Below are 19,308 nucleotides of genomic sequence, written 5' to 3'. Positions count from 1 at the left end.
GAGACCTCCATGGACCTGTCCCCCCCCATACCCACCACGGCCGACCAACCGCTGAGCCTGAAGCGGCCCGTGCTCCAACTCGACCCGGCCAGCCCCGACATGCACCGCGACGCCGCCCGGATGCGCACCGCCGGGCCGGTCGTGCCGGTCGAACTGCCCGGTGGCGTCCGATGCTGGGCCGTCACCCGCAACGCGACCGCTCGCATTATCCAGAGTGATCCCGGCACCTTCAGCGCGGACCGCTGCCACTGGCGGGCCCTGAAGAACGGCGAGGTTCCGCAGGACTGGTCTTTGCGGGGGCTGGCCGTCCCGCGCCGCAGCCTGGTCACCGTCGACGGCGTGGACCACCGCCGGCTGCGCAAGCCGCTTGCCAGCGCCTTCACCGCGCGCCGAGTCGAAGAGCTGCGGACGTACATCGAGGCCACCACCGCCCGGCTGCTGAACGTGCTGGCAGCCACCGCCGCGGACGCGAGCGGCGGCGTGGTCGACTTCCGCAAGGTGCTGGCGTGGCCGCTGCCGATGACCGTCATCAGCCACCTGCTGGGCGTACCGCAGCGCGACCACCGCAACGTGCATGACTGGTGCCAGGTGATCTTCGATGACACCCAGGACCCGGCCGACGCCCTCACCGCGTTCCATGACTACCTCACCCGCCTGGTCGCACTGCGGCGCCGCGCCCCGCAGGACGACCTGATCAGCGCACTGCTGAGCCTGCCCGCCGACCAGCAGCTCACCGACGAGGAACTGATCCCCACGGCGCAGGTCCTCATGATCGCCGGGCACGAGACCACGGTGCACCTGCTGGTCAACGGCGTCCGTGCCCTGTGCGCCAACCCAGAGCAGCTGGACCTGCTACTGCGCGGCACGGTGAGCTGGGAGACGGCGGTCGAGGAGATCCTGCGCTGGGATCCGCCCACCGCGAACTTCCTCGCCCGGTTCGCCACCCGTGACGTCACCGTGGACGGCGTGGATATCGCCGCCGGGGACATGGTGATGCTCTCCTACATCGCCATGGGCCGCGATGAGGAGCGCTACGGCCCGGACGCCGACCGGTTCGACATCAACCGCGTTCCCCGCAGCCACCTTTCCTTCGGGTACGGGACGCACCGGTGCCCCGGAGAGCGTCTGGCCCGCCTCGAAGGGGCCGTTGCCCTGCACGCGCTGTTCAAGCGCTACCCCAGCCTCACGCTGGCCGACCCGCCGCCCCGCTCGCCCAGCGTGCTCATGAACTCATACCCCACCCTGCTCGTCCGTCTGACGCCGGCCGACGACCGGCCGACGGCCGACGTCCCCGCGGAGGTGTGACGATGGCCCGCACCCCGGCCGGTATCGCGGCGACGGTCAACGGGCCCCGACGGCCGCACTGCGTCATCCGCCCGGCGGAGTACGCCGACCGCCACGCCGTGGAACAGGTCGTCGCGCGGGCGACGCACTGGATGGACCACCAGCCCCGGCCCGCCACGCCCGGCGGCTGCCCCCTGCTGTCGATGCTCGGCGCGGTCGACCGGGAGCACCCGCTGACCTGGCTGGCGCTGGACGGCCCCACGATCCGCAGCTGCGCGCTGGTGATCAAGAGTCCGATGCGCGATGAGCGCGGGCGGGACATGCCCGGCGGGGCGCTGTGGATCGACGACCTGTACGAGGACCGCGACGGGTACGGGCCGCGTCTGGTGGGCTGGCTCGTCGACTACGGCGCGCACGAGCACGTGCAGTGGCTGGCCGCAGACACCGCCGATCAGGCGGTCGCCGAGGACCTCGGCGACCGCTACGGCCTCGAAGTCCTGCGCGGCACCCCCATGTCGGCCTTTCTGCTGCGCCGCCGCCCCCGGCGTCTGCCCCGTCTGACCGACAGCGTCCACGCCCAGCTTCCGCCGTGTGTCCGAAGACGAAGACAGCCCTGACGAACTTCCGCAGGCGGTGGGGCCAACCACCGTCGCGCGGGCGGGCACGGCAAGTCCGTGCCCTGGCGGCCGTCTCCCCGTGACGGCTGCCGCCCTCCCGAAGACCACGCCTGCCCCGAGGTGGGCGTGCCCTTCGGGAGACAGCGGCTGTGTCCCGCACCGCGAGAGCGGGAACAGCCGCGCCGCAGCCGTCCCGGCCGACGACGTCCGGGGCGGCACCCGGCCGCTCCGCCGTGGGGACGGGCTGGCCGGGTTGGCGCCGGAACCTGGGTTGGGGGGCTGTCCGGCGCTGCGGCACACGGGCCGGCCCCGGCAGGGCTGACAGCAGGGGACACCCCTGGCCGGGGCCGGCCCTCCCCTCCCCCTTCCTTTTCCGCCTACGAGGAGTGCGCGATGACAGGCCACGTGATCACCAGCCTCACCGGCACCGGCCAGCGCGCCCTTCCCGACTTCCCGGACGGGCGAGAGCACCGTCGCGGGAAGGGCGCGGGCCTCGTGCACCCGCGCCGGGTACGGCCGGCCGACCGCCCGTACCCACCGCCGCCCCCGGTTCGTGCCGCTCCCGCCTTCGCTGAGGCGGGAGGAACCGGGACGGCACCGTGCGGCTGCCACCTGATCAGGGCCGGGCTGCAGCCAGGCCGAGAGGGGCACGCTCGGCCCGTCGGCCCGCCAGGGCTCATCACCCTGGCGGGCCACCACGGCCCCAGCCACACACCCGTACGGCTTCCCGGACGGCCGCTGCCCACCGGCGCCGCGCTGTCCGGGAGATGCGGTGAGGCGGCACAGCGCCGTCATCGCGCCCGCGCGGCTCCTTGCGGGTTACATCCGTCCGGGCCCGGCCCGAAGGAGCAGCCGGCCTGCGCCCCCACGGTCTCAGGGAGCGGGCCGGCGCGCGGGATCACCGCAGCACACCTCGATCCGGCGGGCCGTCCTGACCGCACTGCCGGTACGCCGCCTGCCCGCCCAATCCCCCAGCCGCCCACAGCCTCTATGCCGAAAGGGACCGCCACGGTGAAACCGCGCGATGCGCTCCGGCCGAAGCCCCGGACCCGCGAGTCCGCTCCGGAGGGCGCGCTGGGCCCGTGGCGGTTCGGCCCGGGGGCGTCGGCCGCCGACCAGGAACGCCGGGTTCTGGGCCTGCTGGCCAGCGGAGCCGGTGACAAGGACCTTGTCGCACACGGCCTGTGCGCCAACCAGCGGGTGGCCCGGTTCACCGTCGATGCTCTGGGCGCCGCCCTGTCTGGCGGGCAGCTCGTCACACGTCCGCGTCTGATCCACCTGGCGGACGTACGGGGCCTGTATACCGGCCCTCCGGCCATGAACGTCACGCTCCAGCCGGCCCAGGGCTGTCTGCTGGCGGCACTGGCCGCGGGATGGACGCTCAGGAAACTCGCGGTCGCCTCCCCCCTGTCCATGGCCAAGGCGCAAGAACTGCGCGTGCTGATGCGCCTTTCGCTGCACGCCCGGACCGACGAGCACGCGCTCGTCTGCGGCCACCGGGTCGGTGCGCTGCTCCGGCGCGAGGACCTGATCGTCGAACCTCTCCTCCCGGCGAAGAAGGGCCGAGCGGCATGACCACTCGCCTTCCGGACCCCACGCCGCGAGCCCAGCGAGCGGCGCAACGGCTGCGAAACCTGCTGGGCTTCGGCCCGCCGTCCCCGGCCCCAGCACCCGTCGAACACCCGCGTCAGGACGGCGCACCAGACAGCTCCCAGGCTCCCATCGCACCGCGCGACGGCCGGTCCCCCTGAGCCCTACGCCGACCACCAACTCCTCCCGTACTGCCTGCATCACCTCTGGAGAGCGTTCACAATGTCCCACTCCGCCGAGCCGGCACCCGCGCAGCAGGCCCCGCGCGCCATGTCGCCCCAGGTCCGCGATGCCGTGCGCCGTCAACTGACGGTCATGGCCACGGAGGACGACCGGCTGATGCGGGAGGTGCACGCTCTGCCGGGCGCCGCCCACCGCCGCCGGCACCTGGAAGACGCCTGCGCCCAGCACACCGCGGAACTGCGCCACCTGGTCAACCATCACGGCTGGCCGACCGCCGTCCTGGTCGGCGGCGGGGCATCCGTGGCCGCCCTGAAAATCCTGCTGCACGCGCCCGAGACCGACCGGGCCTTCGTGCTCTCCTGCTGCGACCTGATCCAGGCCGCGGTGGCCAGCGGCGCCTGCGACACGGCCTACGGCGCCTACGCCCACGACCTGTCCGCCGTCCTCCAGGACCAACCACAGCGCTTCGGCACCCAGTTCGTCCCCCGGCTGCTGCGGCCCTATCCGATCGAGGACCCCGAGGGCGTCGAGGCACGTCGCTCCGCCGTCGGGCTGCCGCCCTTGAGGTATGAGCTGGCTGCCCACCACAGGCGCCGCCTCCTCATCTCCTGAACCATCGCCCCGCCTCTTCACCGGCTTTCGAAACGCAAGGAGCGAGGTCCATGGACCACTTGCCACGTACGGACCACTTCACCAACCCGCCTGGCCGCCGGATCGGCAGCCAGGCCCTCATCTCCAACGGCAAGGGGCAGTTCCTGCTGCTGGAGGTACGCCGCCGCGTCGAGCGCGGTGACACCCTGACCTGGAACCTGCCTGGCGGCTGCGCCGAAGTCGGCGAGGACCCGCAGGACGCCTGCCGGCGCCGCATCCGGGAGAAGACGGGTCTGGACATCGAACTCGGCCGTCTCCTGGTGGTGCACTGGCAGCCGCCCACCGGGGAGACGGCCGAGGGCTACAACTTCGTGTGGGAGGGCCCCACCCTCCACTCGTACGCCGACCTGGAGCTTCGGCCCTCGGAGGTCACCGACTGGCGCTTCGTGTCCCGCAAGGACATGACCGGCAGGATCCCGCCGTACCTGGAAGAACGGTTCGACGCCGCAGAGCACGCCCTGCGCAAGAAAACGACCGTCTTCCTGCCCGGTCATGCGGCGTGAGGGAGGGACCTGCCATGTCCGCCGCGCTGCTCCCCGAGCCGCCCGCGCCCGCTCCGGACGGCCCCGGCCTGTCCGCTGACTCCCGGGCCCTGTATGCCTGGCGCACCCGCATCAACCAGGCCGCCCGAGACCGGTTGCGCCCCGCCGGCTTCCGTGTGGTCCTCTACGCACTGACGAGGCCGGGCGGCGACCCCGCGCACGACCTGGCCGCCGCCCAGGGCCTGGCCGCGCAGCTCCGCTTCGACGTCGCCGAGCGGATCTCGGACGACCAGGGAGACAGTGCCCCACGACTACGGCCCGGCTGGTCCCGGCTGTGCACCATGCTGGCCGACCCCGCCGGTGGTGTGCACGGCATCGTCGCCGCCTCCCGCACGGCCGTCAGCCGGGACCGGCTCTACCTCACCGAGCTGGTCTGGCTCACCACCCATGGCGCGGGGTTGTGGCTCGTACGCCAAGAGACCGACCTGTAGCGAGCGTCGTAAACATCTAAGCGAACCGCGCAGGGGCAGTCGGCGAGCAGCCGCTCGGATTGCCGGAAGTCCGCGCCCGGCATCGCTAGCCATAGACGAGGCGCTCGCATGACCGGCCACCAGCAACTCGGCAAGAGGACGAACAGCTCGATGCAATGCCCGTACCGGTTTGTGGCACGCGGATGCCCCTGGCGCAGCGCCAGCGCCGGCCTTGTGATGTCCGCTTACTTCCTGACGAGACGAGATTTCGGTGAACGACCAGGCCCGCCACCCGAAACCATCGCGTCACAGCGGTGCCGTGAAGGAGGTCGGCGCTCTCCGTGATGGTGCACGTGTCACTCGTCGTCGTGCTCCTGGCCGTCGTCTGGGTCTTGATCAAGAAGTGCGGGCTGAAGACGGGACACGCCCTGGCTGCCATCGTGTTCGGCTTCTTCTTGCGCGACACCCAACTGGCGGCTCCCATCGAACGGTTCGTAGGCGCTATCGCGCAGGCGCTCGGCAACTGGCGATGGTGAACCGGTCAGCCGACGACGTCGTCAAGAAGCCCCCGGCGCGGACGTCTCCAGGATGCCGGCCCACGCAGCCCCTCGAAGGGCTCGGCGGCCACCAAGTTGCCCCCGGCCGCGGAGCCACCACCCGGTCCCGCCACTGGGGCATCTTTCCGTCCCACGTTCGTATTCCAGGCAGGAAGATGCTCACCCCACCCAACATCTCATCGCCCGCGCGCTTTGCCCAACTCCGTGCGTCCCAGGCGCACCGGCAGCACCGCGACGCCTACATCACGCTGCGCACCGGCGAAGGCCCGGTCGTCAAGGAATTGGACTTACGCAGCGGCGACAACGGATTGTGGGCCCTGGCCTACGTCGGTGAGTCCCCCGCCGACCGGGACAGCCACGATGTCCTGTGGCGGCGCTACCATCAGCGCCGCGACGGCGCGGGCAGGCTTGCCGGCGATCCGGTGTCCGGGCGGATCCATCCGGACCGGCTCCGGGAGGCGATGAGCCTCCTGAACTGCCCTATCGGTAACTGTCCAGGCCACCGGACCACTGCGGGTTGGTTGTTCCTGGTGCCGCGGGGCCAACGCCGCGTCGAAGGCCAGCTGACGATGTGGCCCCCAGTGTGCCTGGCACACATCGCCGCCTACGCGCTCGCCCGCCCCGACCTGCGGCACGGCTTCGCCGCGGCCCGGTCGCTCGATCCCGTCCTGTACGGCGTGCGCGGGCAGCGGTATCGATTCGCCGACGCCGCTTTCGAGCCCGTCGGCGCCGCTGTCGTCCTGCCCTACCAGCACACCCGGGGACGCTGGGTCATCGCCGACCGGCTGGCCCGGACGCTGACACAGACAACCGTCGTGCTCCAAGGCGCCGACATCGCCGCCCGGTGAGCCAGGAATCGCCTCGTTCTCAGTCCGCCTCGCATCTCCAGGAGCCGCTGTGAGCAGCAGCCTTGTCCCCAGTTACGCCCGCTTGACCACCGGCGAAGTCAACGTCCTCAAACGGGTCGCCAAGGGGCTCCCCACCAGCGAGGTGGCCCAGGAACTGCACGTCGAGCCCGCCACGGTTCAGGAGCACCTCCGCCAGATCGGCCTCAAATTCACTGTCCGTACCCGTGCGGCGAAGGTGCATCTCGGCATCGTGACGGGACAGGTCGACATGCCGATGTTCGTCGAGCCACCGAGGGAGTTCACTGCAGAAGACCGCAGGGTGTGGGAAGCGCTCGCCACCTGCCCGACCCCGGTCCAAATCGACACCGCCTTGCGGTGGCCATCGGAGTTCCGCAAGCGGCGGATCACCCAGCTCGTGAAAAAGGCCGAGGCCACCAACCACCCCCATCTGATCACGCTCGGCCACACCTATCGCCTGCTGCCTGCCACTCCGAGCTTCCCGACGCAGGCAAGCAACCGCTCATGAACCTCGCTCACGCCCGGTCACCGCCCTGCCGAGAACGGGCCGGAAGGCTGCGCCGTCATGCCCGCACCCCCCACGGACGTCATGCCTCATTCCCATACGCAACAGGAGCCTCAATGACAGCAACGTTCCGGTTCGGCACCTACAACCTCTTCAACCTGGGCCTTCCCCGCTCGGCCGAGGAGAAGGAACGCTACGGCTGTCTCGTCGAGACAGTGACCGAAGCATTCCGCAACCACCGGGGAGCACTGGCGGTCCAAGAGATCACCGGAGACAGCCGGGCCGATGCCGCCCGCGTCCTTCGCATGTTCGCCGACGACACCGGTCTGGTGGCGCAAGCCTCCCGGCCGCGGGGCCGCCGCATCATCCCCGCCCTGGCCAGCCAGCACCCGGGAACCTGCGACAGCGTGCGCTTCCACGTCGCCCTGCTGTGGACCCCCGACGTGGAAGCCGTACCCAACACCTTGCGCCGCTACGACGGCGGAGTGGACTTCTGGCACGGCATGGTGACGGTGATGCTCGACGCCGGCGGCCCGGCCCCCACCAAATGGGGCTCGTTCCATGCGAACCCGTTTTCTCCGTCCCGCCGGCTCGAAGAGGCGCGTCGCGTCCTGTCCGCTTTCCAGGGCGAAGACGACAAGGGGGCGATCGGAGCCGACTGGAATAGTCTGGACGCCTCCCGGCGATCCGACGGTTCCTACTACGACGCAGACCGATACGCCGATCAGCGGCACCGCAAACTGCGATTCCAGGTTGACTTCGACCCGGCACGCCCCGATGCACCACCGGTGGCGAACCGGGATGCGGCCGTCTTCCTCAGCCAGGAACCCGGCGGTCTGCACGACATCGCTCCGCTGCTGGACGTCCCCTGGGAGGCAACCTGCGGCCACTGGCCCGACGAGCGGGGGCGCCTCGACCCCTACGGCCCTGGCCGCATTGATACCGTCCGCGCCACGCTCCGTCTGGCCCGCACCGCCTACGCGCACACCACCCACCACGGGCCAGATGCGGAAGCCGCCAGTGATCACCTGCTGGTGACCACCGACTACGACCTCGACCGGATGTCGGCAGACCCGGCGCAGCCGGGACCGCCTCCCGCCTCCTGAGCACACACCGTGAACACCACGAGGGTGCACCCCACATGCTTCATGGCGGTCACCAAGCCCACGCGGCATCGAAGCTCACGCTAGGTCCCCCGATATGGCGACCAAGGCACGTCAAGCAGTACACGGACGTAGGGGAGGCAGTAATGGCATTACGGTTCATCGGTATCGATCCGGAAACGGGCGGCGGAAACTGCCCCGCGGTGTGGGTGGACGAGGACAGAGGGGAGATCATCGTGCAGGGCTGGCTTCCCGACGTGGCGACCGTCGAAGAGTGCGCGCAAAACAGCCCCCGGCCCGAGAATGAGGCCGTGGTCCGTATCCCCGCCCGTATGGCGGCCCAGCTCAGGGAGGCGTGCGATGTCGCAGACGGTGCCCGGCTTCGCTGAACTGCTCGACTGTGCGCGGCACTCGGCCGTGCACCTGGAGATGCGTGATGTCTACGCCGTCGAGGAGGAGACGGCGACGGTAGACGCCTGGCGGCGCGACGGAACGGTGCCTGCAGCCGACTCGGAGTTCTGGGGCCCGTGGGTCGATCTGGTGAAGCGAACCACCGTCCGCGGGGTCACGATGCGCCGGGCACGGATCGTCTCGGAGCCGGTGAGCCACTACATCCGCTTCGAGCATGCGATCACGCCGGTCAATGTGGCGGCCGGCGAACAGGTGCGCTGGCTGCCCCGGGCGCGCGCCTCCGGTCTGGCGCTGCCGGGCAACGACTTCTGGCTCATCGACGAGCGGGCCGTGCGCTTCAACGTCTTCTCCGGTGACGGCCAGGCCGTCGCCCCGCAGTACACCGAGGACGCGGCGGTGGCCCGGCTGTGCACGCAGGCGTTCGCCGCCGTGTGGGAGCGGGCCGTGCCGCACGACGAGTACACGCTGACCTGATCTCGCCCTCTCGCCGTCACTGGAACGCCGCACGTGTCCGCATCCCCGTCCTCGGCCGCGCAAGAAGCCCGCCGTGCCCTGGCGGTGCGCCTGCGGGAGGTGCGGCGTGCCAGTGGCCTGACCGCCGGCGAGCTGGCGGCGCGGTGCGGCTGGCACAAGTCGAAGTCGTCGCGGCTGGAGAACGCCCGCACGCCGCCCTCGGAAGCGGACATCCGGGCCTGGTGCGCGGCGTGCGGGGCGCCCGAACAGGTGGACGATCTGCTCGCGGCGGCGCGTACGGCGGAGTCGATGTACGCCGAGTGGCTGCGCCTGCACCGCAGCGGCATCCGCCGCCACCAGGAGGCGGCCGTGCCCCTGTACGAGCGCACCCGGCTGTTTCGGGTGTACTGCTCCAACGTCATCCCCGGCCTGCTGCAGACCCACGCCTACGCCGCCGCCCTGCTGTCGGCGATCAACCGGTTCCAGGGCACTCCTGATGACGCCCGCGAGGCCGCGGACGCGCGGCTGGCCCGCTCGCACGTCATCCGCGAGGGCCGCCACCGCTTCCTGCTCCTGGTGGAGGAAGCCGTCTTGCGCTACCCCCTCACCGAGCCGGGTCCGATGACCGGCCAGCTCGACTTCCTGCTCGAAGCCATGGCGTTGCCCGCCGTCTCCCTGGGCGTGATCCCCGGCAGCGCACGGCGCTCGATGTGGCCCCTGGAAACGTTCATGGTCTTCGACGAGGAGCGGGTCCAGGTCGAAACCCTCTCCGCCGAGATCAACATCACTGCCCCCGGTGAGATCGGCGTGTATCTCCGGGCGTTCGACCAGCTGCGGCAGATGGCGGTGTACGGCGACGCGGCCCGGCGCCTGGTGCTCTGCGCCCGTGCCACTTTCGAGTGACGGCGTGCAACTCTGTAGAACTTCCTTGAGCCCCAACAGCGCGGTCTCCTAGGTTCATTGGCATGAAAGAGGTCGCCGCGTCACTCGCCTGCGAAGTTCCGGCCGAGGAAGCCGACGCGTTGCCGATCGATGTCGCCTCCATCGAGGCGACCTGCGCTCGCGCCCTTCGCCCTCTGCGGCTGCAGGCGGATCCCGGGCTGACCGAGACGGCGCAGGCGCTGCGCGGCCACCTCGGGCTGCTCATCCCGCCGGGCCCCGGTGCGCTGACGCGCTTGGCCCAGGGAGCCGCCCAGGATGCCACCCGGCTGCTGGAGCTTCCTGCCTGCGCGGATGCCGCGGCGGCACGGGACCGGACTCGCGCGTTGGCGCAGTTGTGTCTGATCCTCCTCGAAACGCACCGCACGCCGGTCCCGCCTGCTACGGCTGTCGGCCGGTGTTCCCCGTCTGCCCAGGGAGGTTTATGAACGACTTCGTCCCGCCCTTGCCAGGGCGCCGCATTTCGCGGGTGAACGCGCTGTTCACCACCAAGGTCGTGCGCCGGGTTCAAGCGCCTGGGGAGTGCCACGAGTACAAGAAGAAGGCCGGTTCCTCCGACGCGGCGAAGACCTACGACACGACCGCCGTCTGATCCTTGTCCTCGCCGGGGCGCAGTCCCCCATGACTGTGCCCCGGCCCTGTGGTTGTAGCCGGGAGGCTGCGTGATCAAGCTCCGGTTGACCCCGTACGTCGCCGACGGGTGCTGGCGGTGGGACGGCACCCGCTACGCCCTCAGCGGCGGGCACAGCGAGGTCGTGCCCTACGCTCACCCGCTGGTGGAACAGGCCGCCGTCAACGACGGCCACCGCACCCTGATCATGGTCCGGGAGCGGGTCGCCGGGCATGTGGCGTCAGCGGCTGACGTGCAGCAGGTGCCGAAGGCCGAGTACGACCAGGCCCGGCGGGCGGCCGAGCGGTGGCCGGCGGACTGGGTGCTCATCGAGTGGACGCCGGACGAGCCGGTACAGGTCACCGTAGGCCCGTGCCGCACCACCCCGCTGTATCTCGCCGCAGGCGGCAGCACGCTGCACGGTTCCTGGGAGATGGGCGACCTCGCACCGTGCGCGGGCAGCCTGGATGCGCGGGAGGTGGCGCGGCTGCTGCTGTACCGGCCCCGCTACAGCAGCGACACCGTCTTTACCGGCATCCACCGCCTGACCGAGCGGGCCACCGCCCACTTCGGTGGCGCCCTGTTCCTGCGCTACCCCGAGCCCGCCCTGCACAGCGGCCCACGCGAACTCGCCGACGACGCCGACGTACTCGAAGCGTTCGTGGAAGCAATGGACGGCGCCTGGGACCTGCGCCCCCTCGATACGGCGACAACCAGCCTGCATCTGACCGGCGGATTCGACAGCGGCGTCCTCGCCACGCGCGCCGCCGAACGCTTCCCGGACCGCTTTGCCACCGCGGCCCTGCTCATCGGCGGGCCCGGCCGCGCCCAGCAACTGCGTCGCCGCCAGCAGATGCGCGAAGCCGTACGCTTCGCCGAACCCGACCTCCTGCTCGACGCGATGGTCACCGCGCCGCTGCACCGCGACTGCGCCCGCGTCAACGGCGAGCTGATCAGCCCCTACGACGAGCCGCTGTACCACCCGTTCCAACGGCTGACCGAAGGGCTGGCCGCCCACGGCGCCCGCGCCGTGGTCACCGGCCTGGGCGGCGACGAGATGGTCGCCCTCTCCCAGGAGGAGTACCCCCACCAGCCGATGGGCGCACTGTCCGACACGGCCCGCCTTCCGTGGGTCGGCGAACGTGCCCGCAGTGCAGCGGAGTTCGGCGACGTCGGGATCGCCCCGCCGGCCGTGGTCAACAGCATGAGCCTGCTGTCCCTGGAGACCACCGCCCCGCTCCTCCTGCGCCAGGGCATCTGGCCGGTGCACCCGTTCACCGACCCGGTGATGGTCCAGCTCGGTGAGTGGCTGCCGATCGACTGGCGCCAGCTCAAGCAGCTCCAGCGCCGCCGCCTGGCCGCCCTCGGCCTGGACGAGGAGGTGACCCAGCCGAAGCTGCGGGAGTCGTTCGCCGAAGTCGTCCAGCACACCCTGACCGTCCACGCCCGACCGCTGTTCGCCCGGATGCTGCGCGAGGGCTCGCCCCTGTTCGACGACAAACTCGTTGACCCCGATGGGCTGCGCCGCGCCGTCGACCGGCTCCACGACGGCGTGTACCGCGAGGACGATGACGCGCAGCTGCTGGAAGTGACCACCTTGCACCTGGCTGCTGAAGCCTTCCTCTGACCCACCCGGAGAGCCCGTGTTCGCCATGCGCCCGGCCACCGCCGCCGACGCCCCCGCCCTGACCACCATGATCCTCAACCGGTCCCGGTGGCTGGAGGGCCGCGGTCTGTCGAGCTGGCGCGACGCCGCCGACGGCATTGCCCAGCAGGCGGGCGACGGCGAGATGTGGATCCTCGAAGACACCCGCTCCGGCTGCTTGGTCGGCTGCTCCACCGTTCAGTCGGCAGCGCCGCCGTGGGGCTGGACGGATCGGGAACTGTCCGAGTCGGCAGACTACCTGTATACAACGTGCACGGACCCGGCCTACCGCGCTCACAAGCCCGGCACCCTCATCGCCTGGTGGGCCGTCCACCACGCCGCCATAAACGGAAAGCAGTGGGTACGGCGCGGTTGCTTCCATCCCGCGTTGGTCCGTTATTACCAGGCGCAGCACTTCCACCTGGTCCGCGAAGTCCAGCGCACCACGAAGCGTGCCTACCTCATGAGCTGCCCCGCCAGCCCGGTCAACGCCGAGACGATCACCGAGGCACTGCTGCGCGCTGACTTCCAGCACCTCCGCTGGCCGGGGCTCGCCCGATGAGGGCCGAACACGGTCCCCCGGCCGAATCGTTGGCACAGCTCGCCGCACGCCAAGCGGAGACTCGCCGAAAGCTGGCGAGTCGGTTGCGGATCCTCGTGCTCGCCCCGGGCGCTCAGGGGGCCGCTCACCTGCACCCGCAGGCACCGCGGCTCATCCTGCGCCACGTTGGCTACCGGTGGGCGCCCCTGACGACGACCACCGACTACGCCGCCGCACAACGACTCGTCCACAGCCAGCCGCTCAGCGAGCCGCCTGCCCACCCGGACGGCAGGGCCGCGGGCACCGGCAGACATCGCAAGCCCGCCTGAGCGGCGCGGCACCACGTCTTGTCCCGGCCCCCGACAAGAAGGATGACCGTGGAACACACCACCCGCGACCAGTGGGACCGCCACTACGCCGACGGCCGCGGCTTGCGTCCGCTGATCGAGCCGGAGGGTTGCCTCCTCGCTGACTACCTGCCCGCCCAGCCCGGCGCCCGAGCCTTGGACGACCGCGAAGTCACCGTGCTGGCCGACGCCTGGGGCGAGGCCGAGGAGTACGACGCCGACCTCATGACCGTGCTGGTGCTACTGCATCCGCGCCCGGATGCAACCGCCGATGCCAGCAGGATTCAACCGGAGGAGGGCGCCGTATGAAGTGGCCGCGCCTACGCCCGGCGAAGGCCGGACCGTTCCCGGACACAGACAGGGTCACCGAGTCCGAGCGGCTGCTGTTCGGCGGCCGGCTGCGCCTGGATCTGGCCTGGCTGCGGCACGAAGACGCTTTGCTCGACCTGAACTTGCGCGGCATGGTCGTACGTCTCCCCCGCCTCCTGGCCCTGACCGTCCGCCTGGCCCGCCAGGCCAACGCGCGAGCCCTCCGGCAGGTCGTTGGTGCCGAGGTGGGGCGCGGGGCGGTGCAGGCCGCGAGCATGATCGCGATCAATCACGTCCTTGCCGCGCTTCTGGCTGGCGGGTCGACGACGCAGCGGTTGAGCGCCGCGTTGCCCGCGCTGGTGGCGGTCGCGGTGTGCAGCGTGCTCGGTGCCGGGCTGCGTGCGGTGTCCACCGCCGGCACCGGACGGCTGGAGCCCGCGGTGGAACGCGTGGCCACCGAGATCTACTTGACCGCCTCCGCCAAGGTGGAGATGGCCGCTTTCGAAGACCCCGACTATCACCGGCGTGCGGAGTCTGCCCGCTTCGGCGCCTCCTCGGCCCGCCGCATGATCCAGTACAGCACCTCGGTGATCAACGCCTTGATGTCGCTGCTCGCCTCCATCGGCGTCTTGACCGTGCTGCACCCGGCGTTGCTGCCGATGATCGTGATGATGACGCTGCCCAGCGCCTGGGCCACCCTCGTCATCGCCCGGCGCCGCTACCTGTCCTTCAAGGTGTGGACGCAGCACGCCCGCGCCGGACGCCTGATCTCGGAACTGCTGACCTCCACCCATGCCGCGGCCGAGATCCGGCTGCACGGCATCGCCGCCTTCCTGCTGCACCACTTCCGCCGCATGTCCGAGACCGCCGAAGAGGAACAAGCGCGCCTCGCCCGCCTCGCCGCCCGCACGGGGATCTTCGCGTCGGCCCTGACCGGCGTCGCGTACGCGGCGACCTTCGGCGTGCTCGGCCTGCTGCTGTGGACCGACGCCATGCCGCTCGCGGTGGGCGGCACCGCCATCATCGCCATCCGCACCGCCACCAGCTCCCTGACCACCCTCGTCCGCCAGATCAACTACTTGAACGAGGAAAGCTTGTTCGTGGGCGACCTGGAACACATCCAGAACGAGGCCGACCGGCGCGCCATCCCCACCACCGGCCGCCCCGTACCCGAGCACATCGGCGGAATCCGCTTCGAGAAGGTGTCCTTCACCTACCCGGGCAAGGACAACAAGCCCGCCCTCGACGGCATCGACCTGCACTTCCCCGCCGGGTCGACGGTGGCGCTGGTCGGGGAGAACGGCTCCGGCAAGACCACCGCCGCCAAGCTCCTCGCCGGCCTCTACGTTCCCGACGAGGGCCAGGTGCTGGTCGGGGACGTACCGACGAGCGAGATCGACCGGCAATCCTGGTTCTCCCGCATCGCCAACGTCTCCCAGGACTTCTACCACTGGCCGCTGACCGCCCGCATGAACGTCGCGATCGGCCGCACCGACGCGGCCCCGACCGAGGAACGGCTCACCGCCGGGATCCGGCACGCGGACGCCGAAGACCTGATCGAGGACCTGCCGCGCGGCTGGGACACCCTGCTGGCCCGCGGCTACCAGGACGGCCACAGCCTCTCCGGCGGCCAGTGGCAGAAACTCGGAATCGCCCGCGCCCACTTCCGGGACGGACAGGTTCTCGTAGTGGACGAGCCGACCGCTGCCCTCGACGCCAAAGCCGAGCAGCAGGCGTTCACCAACATCCGGGCCCTCGCGGCCGGCGGGCAGACCGTCGTACTCATCACCCACCGCCTGCACTCCGTACGCTCCGCCGACCTCATCTACCTCATGGAAGACGGCCGGATCGCCGAATCCGGCACTTTCCCCGAACTGATGGACCCGGCGACGGCCCCGGGCGGCAGGTTCCGGGCCATGTACGAGATCCAGCGCGCCCAGTTCGCCACAGACGATGACGAGCAGCCCGTACCCCTCCAGAGATGAGACGACATCCGGTTCTACGTCGGCATGGCGACAAAGAGTCGGTAGGGGGAAACTTCGGCAAGTTGCAGACGCATGAATGCCCCTTCGGGCTCTTGGCCCTTCTTGCGGGGGAAAAGCAAGCGTCGCGTCTGGGACTGCCCGGACTGGGCAGCCTCCGCCAGGCCGGGAGAGTCCCACAATCGGCGCACGGTTGGGTCAGCGCGCGCCACATCGACGACACCTTGCAGTCGAGAGTCCTCTGACCAAAGGTCTGCCTGCTGGCGAAGATGGCTGATCAGCCACAGCGCCCACTGCTCCTCCCAGTCAGTGAGCTGGCGGCGTGCCTCCTGAGCAGTCAGGGACCATTCCAGGAGGTTGTTCGTGGAATGCAGCCATGGCATTCCATTCAGCGCGGCATCGTTGTAGTGGACGACGTCCCATCGCTGGTCGCACAGGACCGCGGGCCACGGTTGCAGCTTTTCGACGAGCATACAGAGTTCGTCGGACGGTGGCTCCTCTGCTGAGGTGGGGAAGCGTTCTTCGGGTGGCGGCAAGCCCTGGTGGGTTTGCTTGTAGACGATGCTCCACTCGGCTCCGGTTAGCTCCAGCTCGTCCCGTACGCGGCCGAGCATTTCATCGGAGTAGTTCCCTGGTTCCCCTCGCTCCAGGTTGCCGTACCAGCGGCGGTTCTTACTGCCGATGAGCATGGCGACTTCCTCCTGAGACACGCCGTAGCCCCTTTGCCCGCCGGAGCGTGCTCCGGAACCGGGAATATCGCTCCGTTGGCGGCGCTTACGGGCATTCCTTAGTACGGACGTAATCAGTGGTTCGTGTCGCCTTCGTCCCATATCCGAAGAGAAAGCATGATCGAGAGACGTACGCCACACTCGACCTTGCCCGTACAACCTTCATGGGATGACGTTTTAGCTGGTCAGAGGGACAGGAGGGCGCCCCGGGCTTGGTTACCCCGAACGGTTGACGCTGAAGTGGGAAGTGGCCAGTTCCCGCACCGGTTACTGTCCGGTTCCCCTGCTGACCTGCGCGTTTTAGGGTCGTCGGCAGCAAAACGATCGTTCTTTATGTTCATCGGAGGCGCCTCGTGTCGCGCTCGGTTCTGGTCACCGACGGCAACTTCGGAGTAGGGCACGCCGTGGCCCGTTTGTTCGCTCAGGCGGGGGACAAGGTCGCGATCCTGTACTCCGTCGGCGAGCCCCCAGCCGACCTCCTCCAGCTAGGGTGCCTGCCCATCTGCTGCGGCACCACGGACACCGAAGAGGTGGAACTGGCCTTCAAGCAGGCGGAAGCTGCGCACGGACCTGTGGAGGTTCTGATCTCGCATGCGGACCTAGACGGTGACCAGGTACTCAACCGTATCGACGAGGCCGACTTCGCGGGAACTGTGGACACAGCGTTGACCGGCACGTTCCGAATGGTCAAGCGGGCGGTGCGCAGCATGCTGCCTGCGCACCAGGGCCGCATCGTTCTCATCGCCTCATCCGGTGCCCTGACCGGGGGCTGCCGACCGGATTACGCTGCCGCCAAGGCCGGCCTCATCGGCTTCGCCCGCTCCCTGACGCGCGAACTGGGCCGGCGCTCCATCACCGTCAACGTCGTCTCCCCCGGCCTGACCGAGGATGGGGTGGACTACCTGACGAAGACGCATAACGAGCTGAGCAAGGCGGCCTTCTGGGAGGAAATCCGGATGGACATCCCGCTGGGGCGCCCGGGCCTGTGCGCCGAAGTCGCCGCCGCCGTACGGTTCCTCGCCAGCGCCGAAGCGTCGTATATCTCCGGCGCGGTGCTGCCCGTTGACGGCGGTGCCGGCGCGGGCCACTGAGCTTCACGACCGTTCCCTTGCATCTCGGCCTGCCCTGCTCGTCAAGTCGACGTGCGCGCGCTGCAGTTAGCCGTCGATTCGGGTTCTGCAGAGCTAAGTATGGATCTTGGGCAGTTGTCTGCGTATGTTGCTGGTCCCCCTCCGGGCAACGGGCCCGCTGGATACGCAGAGAAAGGCAATTTCATGAAGGCCCCCTTACGGCAGCCCGACACCCGCAGCGTTGACGCACGGGACACGGGCGGCGTCTGAGAGAGGCAACTCTCAGACGCCGACCGCTGATGACCGTGGCGCCCAGGCAAGGGCGCGAGATCACCTACCAGCACCGCCCGGGCCTTTCCACAGGACCAACCGGAGCGGCGCTATCACACGGGAGAGTGTCGCATGTTGACTGCCCTGCGCAAAAGGCCGAAAGCCCCGGCCTCCGCAGCGGTCCACCCCCCTTCCTTGATTGCCGACCCCGCGTCGGTATCTCCTCAGCAGCCGTGGGAGCGGATGCGTGGGGGTGGTGCCTGATGGCACGTATCCGAACGATCAAGCCCGAGGCTTTCGAGTCCGAGGACCTGGCTTCGGTCAGCGTCACCGCGGAGCGCACCTTCTACGGCCTGCTGACGCTGGCCGACGACTCGGGGCGCTTCCGTGACCACCCGGCGATCATCGCCGGGCGGCTGTGGGCACTGCGCGCCGAGCACACCGCGGCCCACGTCGCCGCCGACCTGGAACAGCTCGCCGGCGCCGGGCTCATCTGCCGCTACACCGGCTGTGACGGGCGTACCTACCTGCACATCGTGACGTGGCAGCGGCACCAGAAAATCGACCGCCCGTCGGCCTCGCGGGTGCCCCGCTGCCCCGAGCACCAGGCGCGGCAGAAGTGCGGCGGGTGTGCCGGCGAGCCGTGCCCGGCAGCGGTACCGGCGGCGCCTGGTCCCATTCGTCGAGGGTTCGATCGCCACGTATCGTCCGGTTCGCCCGGTGAACCGGACGCAACCGAGGCTGAGCAGCCCTCCGATGTGAGCGGAACACGCGAACCGGCGGCACCTGGCGAAGGCGCCACGGAAGCGCCCGACGAACCTGCTGGTCAGAAGGTTGTCGCCGAAGGTTCGACGAGCCCTCGCGAGGGTTCACCGTCTGGACCTAGGATCTCGGATCCTGGATCAGTACCTTCGGGGCGCCCCGCGCCCGCACCCGATGCCACTGCGGAGCCGGTTACGGCCAAGCAACTGGTCGCCGAGTACGTCAGCGCCTGTGCCCACCGCCCGCCGAAGGACAAGCTCGGCCACCTCGGACGCCAGGTGCGCCGGCTGCTCGACGAGGGCTTTCAGCCGGAGCCGATCCGTACCGCCCTGGAGCGGCTGCGGGTCAAGGGTCTGCATCCGAGCGTCCTGCCGAGCCTGGTGGACGAGGTGCTCAACGCCGGGGTGCCGCCCTCCGCCTCCGGCGTGGGGCCCTGGGCCAGCCACCACTCCGCCTCCTACGTCCCGTACTTCAACGCCGCTCCCGCCCCGACGACCTTCGGAGGCCGCCCGTGACCCGCGCACGTCTGCAGGACCCCCAGTCGGCCGCCGAGAGCCCCGGCGTGACCTGGATGCGGGCCAAACTGGCCGCTCTCGGCATCGCGCCGGACGGGCCCGAACTGCCGGACACTCCGGAGCCGGTGCCCGCCTTGGAGGCCGCCCAGCGCCGCATCCCGTACGCCTACCGCGAGGCCGTCGCCGACCACCCCGACGTCGCCGCGTGGGTGCACACGATCGCCGCGGCGGCCGTCGCCCCGCACACCGACTCCCTGCACCCGCACCACGGCGGCGGCGGACGCCGGGTCGTCGCCCGCGGGCCCTCCCTGCTGCTGTGGGGCCCCGGCGTTATCGCCGGTTCGATCACAATCTGAGCTTGTTTCTGCATCTCAGAGTGTCCTTTCGATCGATGTGACGTGGTCAGCAGGGGCCGATG

The 19,308-nt window shown here is 70.1% G+C and carries 24 protein-coding genes; 23 read left to right on the top strand and 1 reads right to left on the bottom strand.

Annotation, left to right across the window (positions count from 1 at the left end; genetic code table 11):
• Positions 1-9 precede the first annotated feature (9 nt).
• The 20 genes from ACZ53K_RS32190 (at position 10) to ACZ53K_RS32095 (ending at position 15,548) form a co-directional block, all read left to right on the top strand.
• Complete coding sequence (locus ACZ53K_RS32190) at positions 10-1,305, top strand: cytochrome P450 family protein (protein ID WP_468843628.1); 1,296 nt, start codon at positions 10-12, stop codon at positions 1,303-1,305.
• 2 nt (positions 1,306-1,307) lie between these two features.
• Complete coding sequence (locus ACZ53K_RS32185) at positions 1,308-1,901, top strand: hypothetical protein (protein WP_468843625.1); 594 nt, start codon at positions 1,308-1,310, stop codon at positions 1,899-1,901.
• A gap of 1,011 nt (positions 1,902-2,912) precedes the next feature.
• Positions 2,913-3,476 (top strand): hypothetical protein, encoded by a 564-nt coding sequence (locus ACZ53K_RS32180; RefSeq protein WP_468843622.1) that lies wholly within the window; start codon positions 2,913-2,915, stop codon positions 3,474-3,476.
• 237 nt (positions 3,477-3,713) lie between these two features.
• The gene (locus tag ACZ53K_RS32175) at positions 3,714-4,286 is read left to right on the top strand and encodes a DUF6624 domain-containing protein (RefSeq protein WP_468843620.1); all 573 of its coding nucleotides are present in this window, start codon (positions 3,714-3,716) and stop codon (positions 4,284-4,286) included.
• Between the two features lie 50 nt (positions 4,287-4,336).
• The gene (locus tag ACZ53K_RS32170) at positions 4,337-4,828 is read left to right on the top strand and encodes an NUDIX domain-containing protein (RefSeq protein ID WP_468843617.1); all 492 of its coding nucleotides are present in this window, start codon (positions 4,337-4,339) and stop codon (positions 4,826-4,828) included.
• A 14-nt stretch (positions 4,829-4,842) separates the two neighbouring features.
• On the top strand, positions 4,843-5,298 hold the full coding sequence (locus ACZ53K_RS32165) for a hypothetical protein (RefSeq protein ID WP_468843615.1): 456 nt from the start codon (positions 4,843-4,845) through the stop codon (positions 5,296-5,298).
• A 320-nt stretch (positions 5,299-5,618) separates the two neighbouring features.
• On the top strand, positions 5,619-5,813 hold the full coding sequence (locus tag ACZ53K_RS32160) for a hypothetical protein (protein ID WP_468843613.1): 195 nt from the start codon (positions 5,619-5,621) through the stop codon (positions 5,811-5,813).
• Positions 5,814-5,989: 176 nt separating this feature from the next.
• Positions 5,990-6,682 carry a hypothetical protein gene (locus ACZ53K_RS32155; protein ID WP_468843611.1) on the top strand — a complete coding sequence of 231 codons (693 nt, stop codon included), beginning with the start codon at positions 5,990-5,992 and terminating at the stop codon, positions 6,680-6,682.
• Between the two features lie 49 nt (positions 6,683-6,731).
• Positions 6,732-7,208, top strand: coding sequence for a LuxR C-terminal-related transcriptional regulator (locus ACZ53K_RS32150; RefSeq protein ID WP_468843608.1), 477 nt, complete (start codon positions 6,732-6,734; stop codon positions 7,206-7,208).
• Positions 7,209-7,321: 113 nt separating this feature from the next.
• On the top strand, positions 7,322-8,311 hold the full coding sequence (locus ACZ53K_RS32145; protein WP_468843606.1) for a hypothetical protein: 990 nt from the start codon (positions 7,322-7,324) through the stop codon (positions 8,309-8,311).
• Between the two features lie 143 nt (positions 8,312-8,454).
• A complete protein-coding gene (locus ACZ53K_RS32140; RefSeq protein ID WP_468843604.1) occupies positions 8,455-8,697 on the top strand; it encodes a hypothetical protein in 243 nt (80 codons plus the stop codon).
• Entirely contained in the window at positions 8,669-9,193 is a 525-nt protein-coding gene (locus tag ACZ53K_RS32135) for a DUF6879 family protein (RefSeq protein WP_468843602.1), read from the top strand. The genes ACZ53K_RS32140 and ACZ53K_RS32135 overlap by 29 nt, the downstream gene beginning before the upstream one ends.
• Positions 9,194-9,226: 33 nt before the next feature.
• Positions 9,227-10,075, top strand: a complete 849-nt coding sequence (locus ACZ53K_RS32130; protein WP_468843599.1) for a helix-turn-helix domain-containing protein — start codon at positions 9,227-9,229, stop codon at positions 10,073-10,075.
• A 62-nt stretch (positions 10,076-10,137) separates the two neighbouring features.
• A complete protein-coding gene (locus ACZ53K_RS32125) occupies positions 10,138-10,539 on the top strand; it encodes a DUF6415 family natural product biosynthesis protein (protein WP_468843597.1) in 402 nt (133 codons plus the stop codon).
• Complete coding sequence (locus tag ACZ53K_RS32120; protein ID WP_468843594.1) at positions 10,536-10,703, top strand: hypothetical protein; 168 nt, start codon at positions 10,536-10,538, stop codon at positions 10,701-10,703. Before ACZ53K_RS32125 ends, ACZ53K_RS32120 begins: the two co-directional genes overlap by 4 nt.
• Positions 10,704-10,773: 70 nt before the next feature.
• Positions 10,774-12,348: an asparagine synthase gene (locus ACZ53K_RS32115; protein WP_468843592.1), complete on the top strand. Its 1,575-nt coding sequence runs from the start codon at positions 10,774-10,776 to the stop codon at positions 12,346-12,348.
• Positions 12,349-12,373: 25 nt separating this feature from the next.
• On the top strand, positions 12,374-12,928 hold the full coding sequence (locus ACZ53K_RS32110) for a GNAT family N-acetyltransferase (RefSeq protein ID WP_468843787.1): 555 nt from the start codon (positions 12,374-12,376) through the stop codon (positions 12,926-12,928).
• Positions 12,925-13,236 carry a DUF6087 family protein gene (locus ACZ53K_RS32105; protein WP_468843589.1) on the top strand — a complete coding sequence of 104 codons (312 nt, stop codon included), beginning with the start codon at positions 12,925-12,927 and terminating at the stop codon, positions 13,234-13,236. The genes ACZ53K_RS32110 and ACZ53K_RS32105 overlap by 4 nt, the downstream gene beginning before the upstream one ends.
• Positions 13,237-13,284: 48 nt before the next feature.
• Positions 13,285-13,563: a hypothetical protein gene (locus ACZ53K_RS32100; protein WP_468843587.1), complete on the top strand. Its 279-nt coding sequence runs from the start codon at positions 13,285-13,287 to the stop codon at positions 13,561-13,563.
• Positions 13,560-15,548 (top strand): ABC transporter ATP-binding protein, encoded by a 1,989-nt coding sequence (locus ACZ53K_RS32095; protein ID WP_468843585.1) that lies wholly within the window; start codon positions 13,560-13,562, stop codon positions 15,546-15,548. The genes ACZ53K_RS32100 and ACZ53K_RS32095 overlap by 4 nt, the downstream gene beginning before the upstream one ends.
• A gap of 14 nt (positions 15,549-15,562) precedes the next feature.
• Here ACZ53K_RS32095 and ACZ53K_RS32090 read toward each other — a convergent pair whose 3' ends face one another.
• Complete coding sequence (locus ACZ53K_RS32090; protein ID WP_468843582.1) at positions 15,563-16,255, bottom strand: MmyB family transcriptional regulator; 693 nt, start codon at positions 16,253-16,255, stop codon at positions 15,563-15,565.
• A 371-nt stretch (positions 16,256-16,626) separates the two neighbouring features.
• Here ACZ53K_RS32090 and ACZ53K_RS32085 point away from each other — a divergent pair, with 371 nt between their 5' ends.
• From ACZ53K_RS32085 to ACZ53K_RS32075, 3 genes are all read left to right on the top strand, one after another.
• On the top strand, positions 16,627-17,364 hold the full coding sequence (locus ACZ53K_RS32085; protein ID WP_468843580.1) for an SDR family oxidoreductase: 738 nt from the start codon (positions 16,627-16,629) through the stop codon (positions 17,362-17,364).
• A 512-nt stretch (positions 17,365-17,876) separates the two neighbouring features.
• Entirely contained in the window at positions 17,877-18,890 is a 1,014-nt protein-coding gene (locus ACZ53K_RS32080) for a hypothetical protein (RefSeq protein WP_468843578.1), read from the top strand.
• Complete coding sequence (locus tag ACZ53K_RS32075) at positions 18,887-19,246, top strand: hypothetical protein (RefSeq protein ID WP_468843576.1); 360 nt, start codon at positions 18,887-18,889, stop codon at positions 19,244-19,246. The genes ACZ53K_RS32080 and ACZ53K_RS32075 overlap by 4 nt, the downstream gene beginning before the upstream one ends.
• The last annotated feature ends 62 nt before the right edge of the window (positions 19,247-19,308 follow it).

The sequence above is a fragment of the Streptomyces sp. NPDC033221 genome, assembly GCF_055577005.1.
This window is presented reverse-complemented; position numbering and strand designations above follow the sequence as displayed.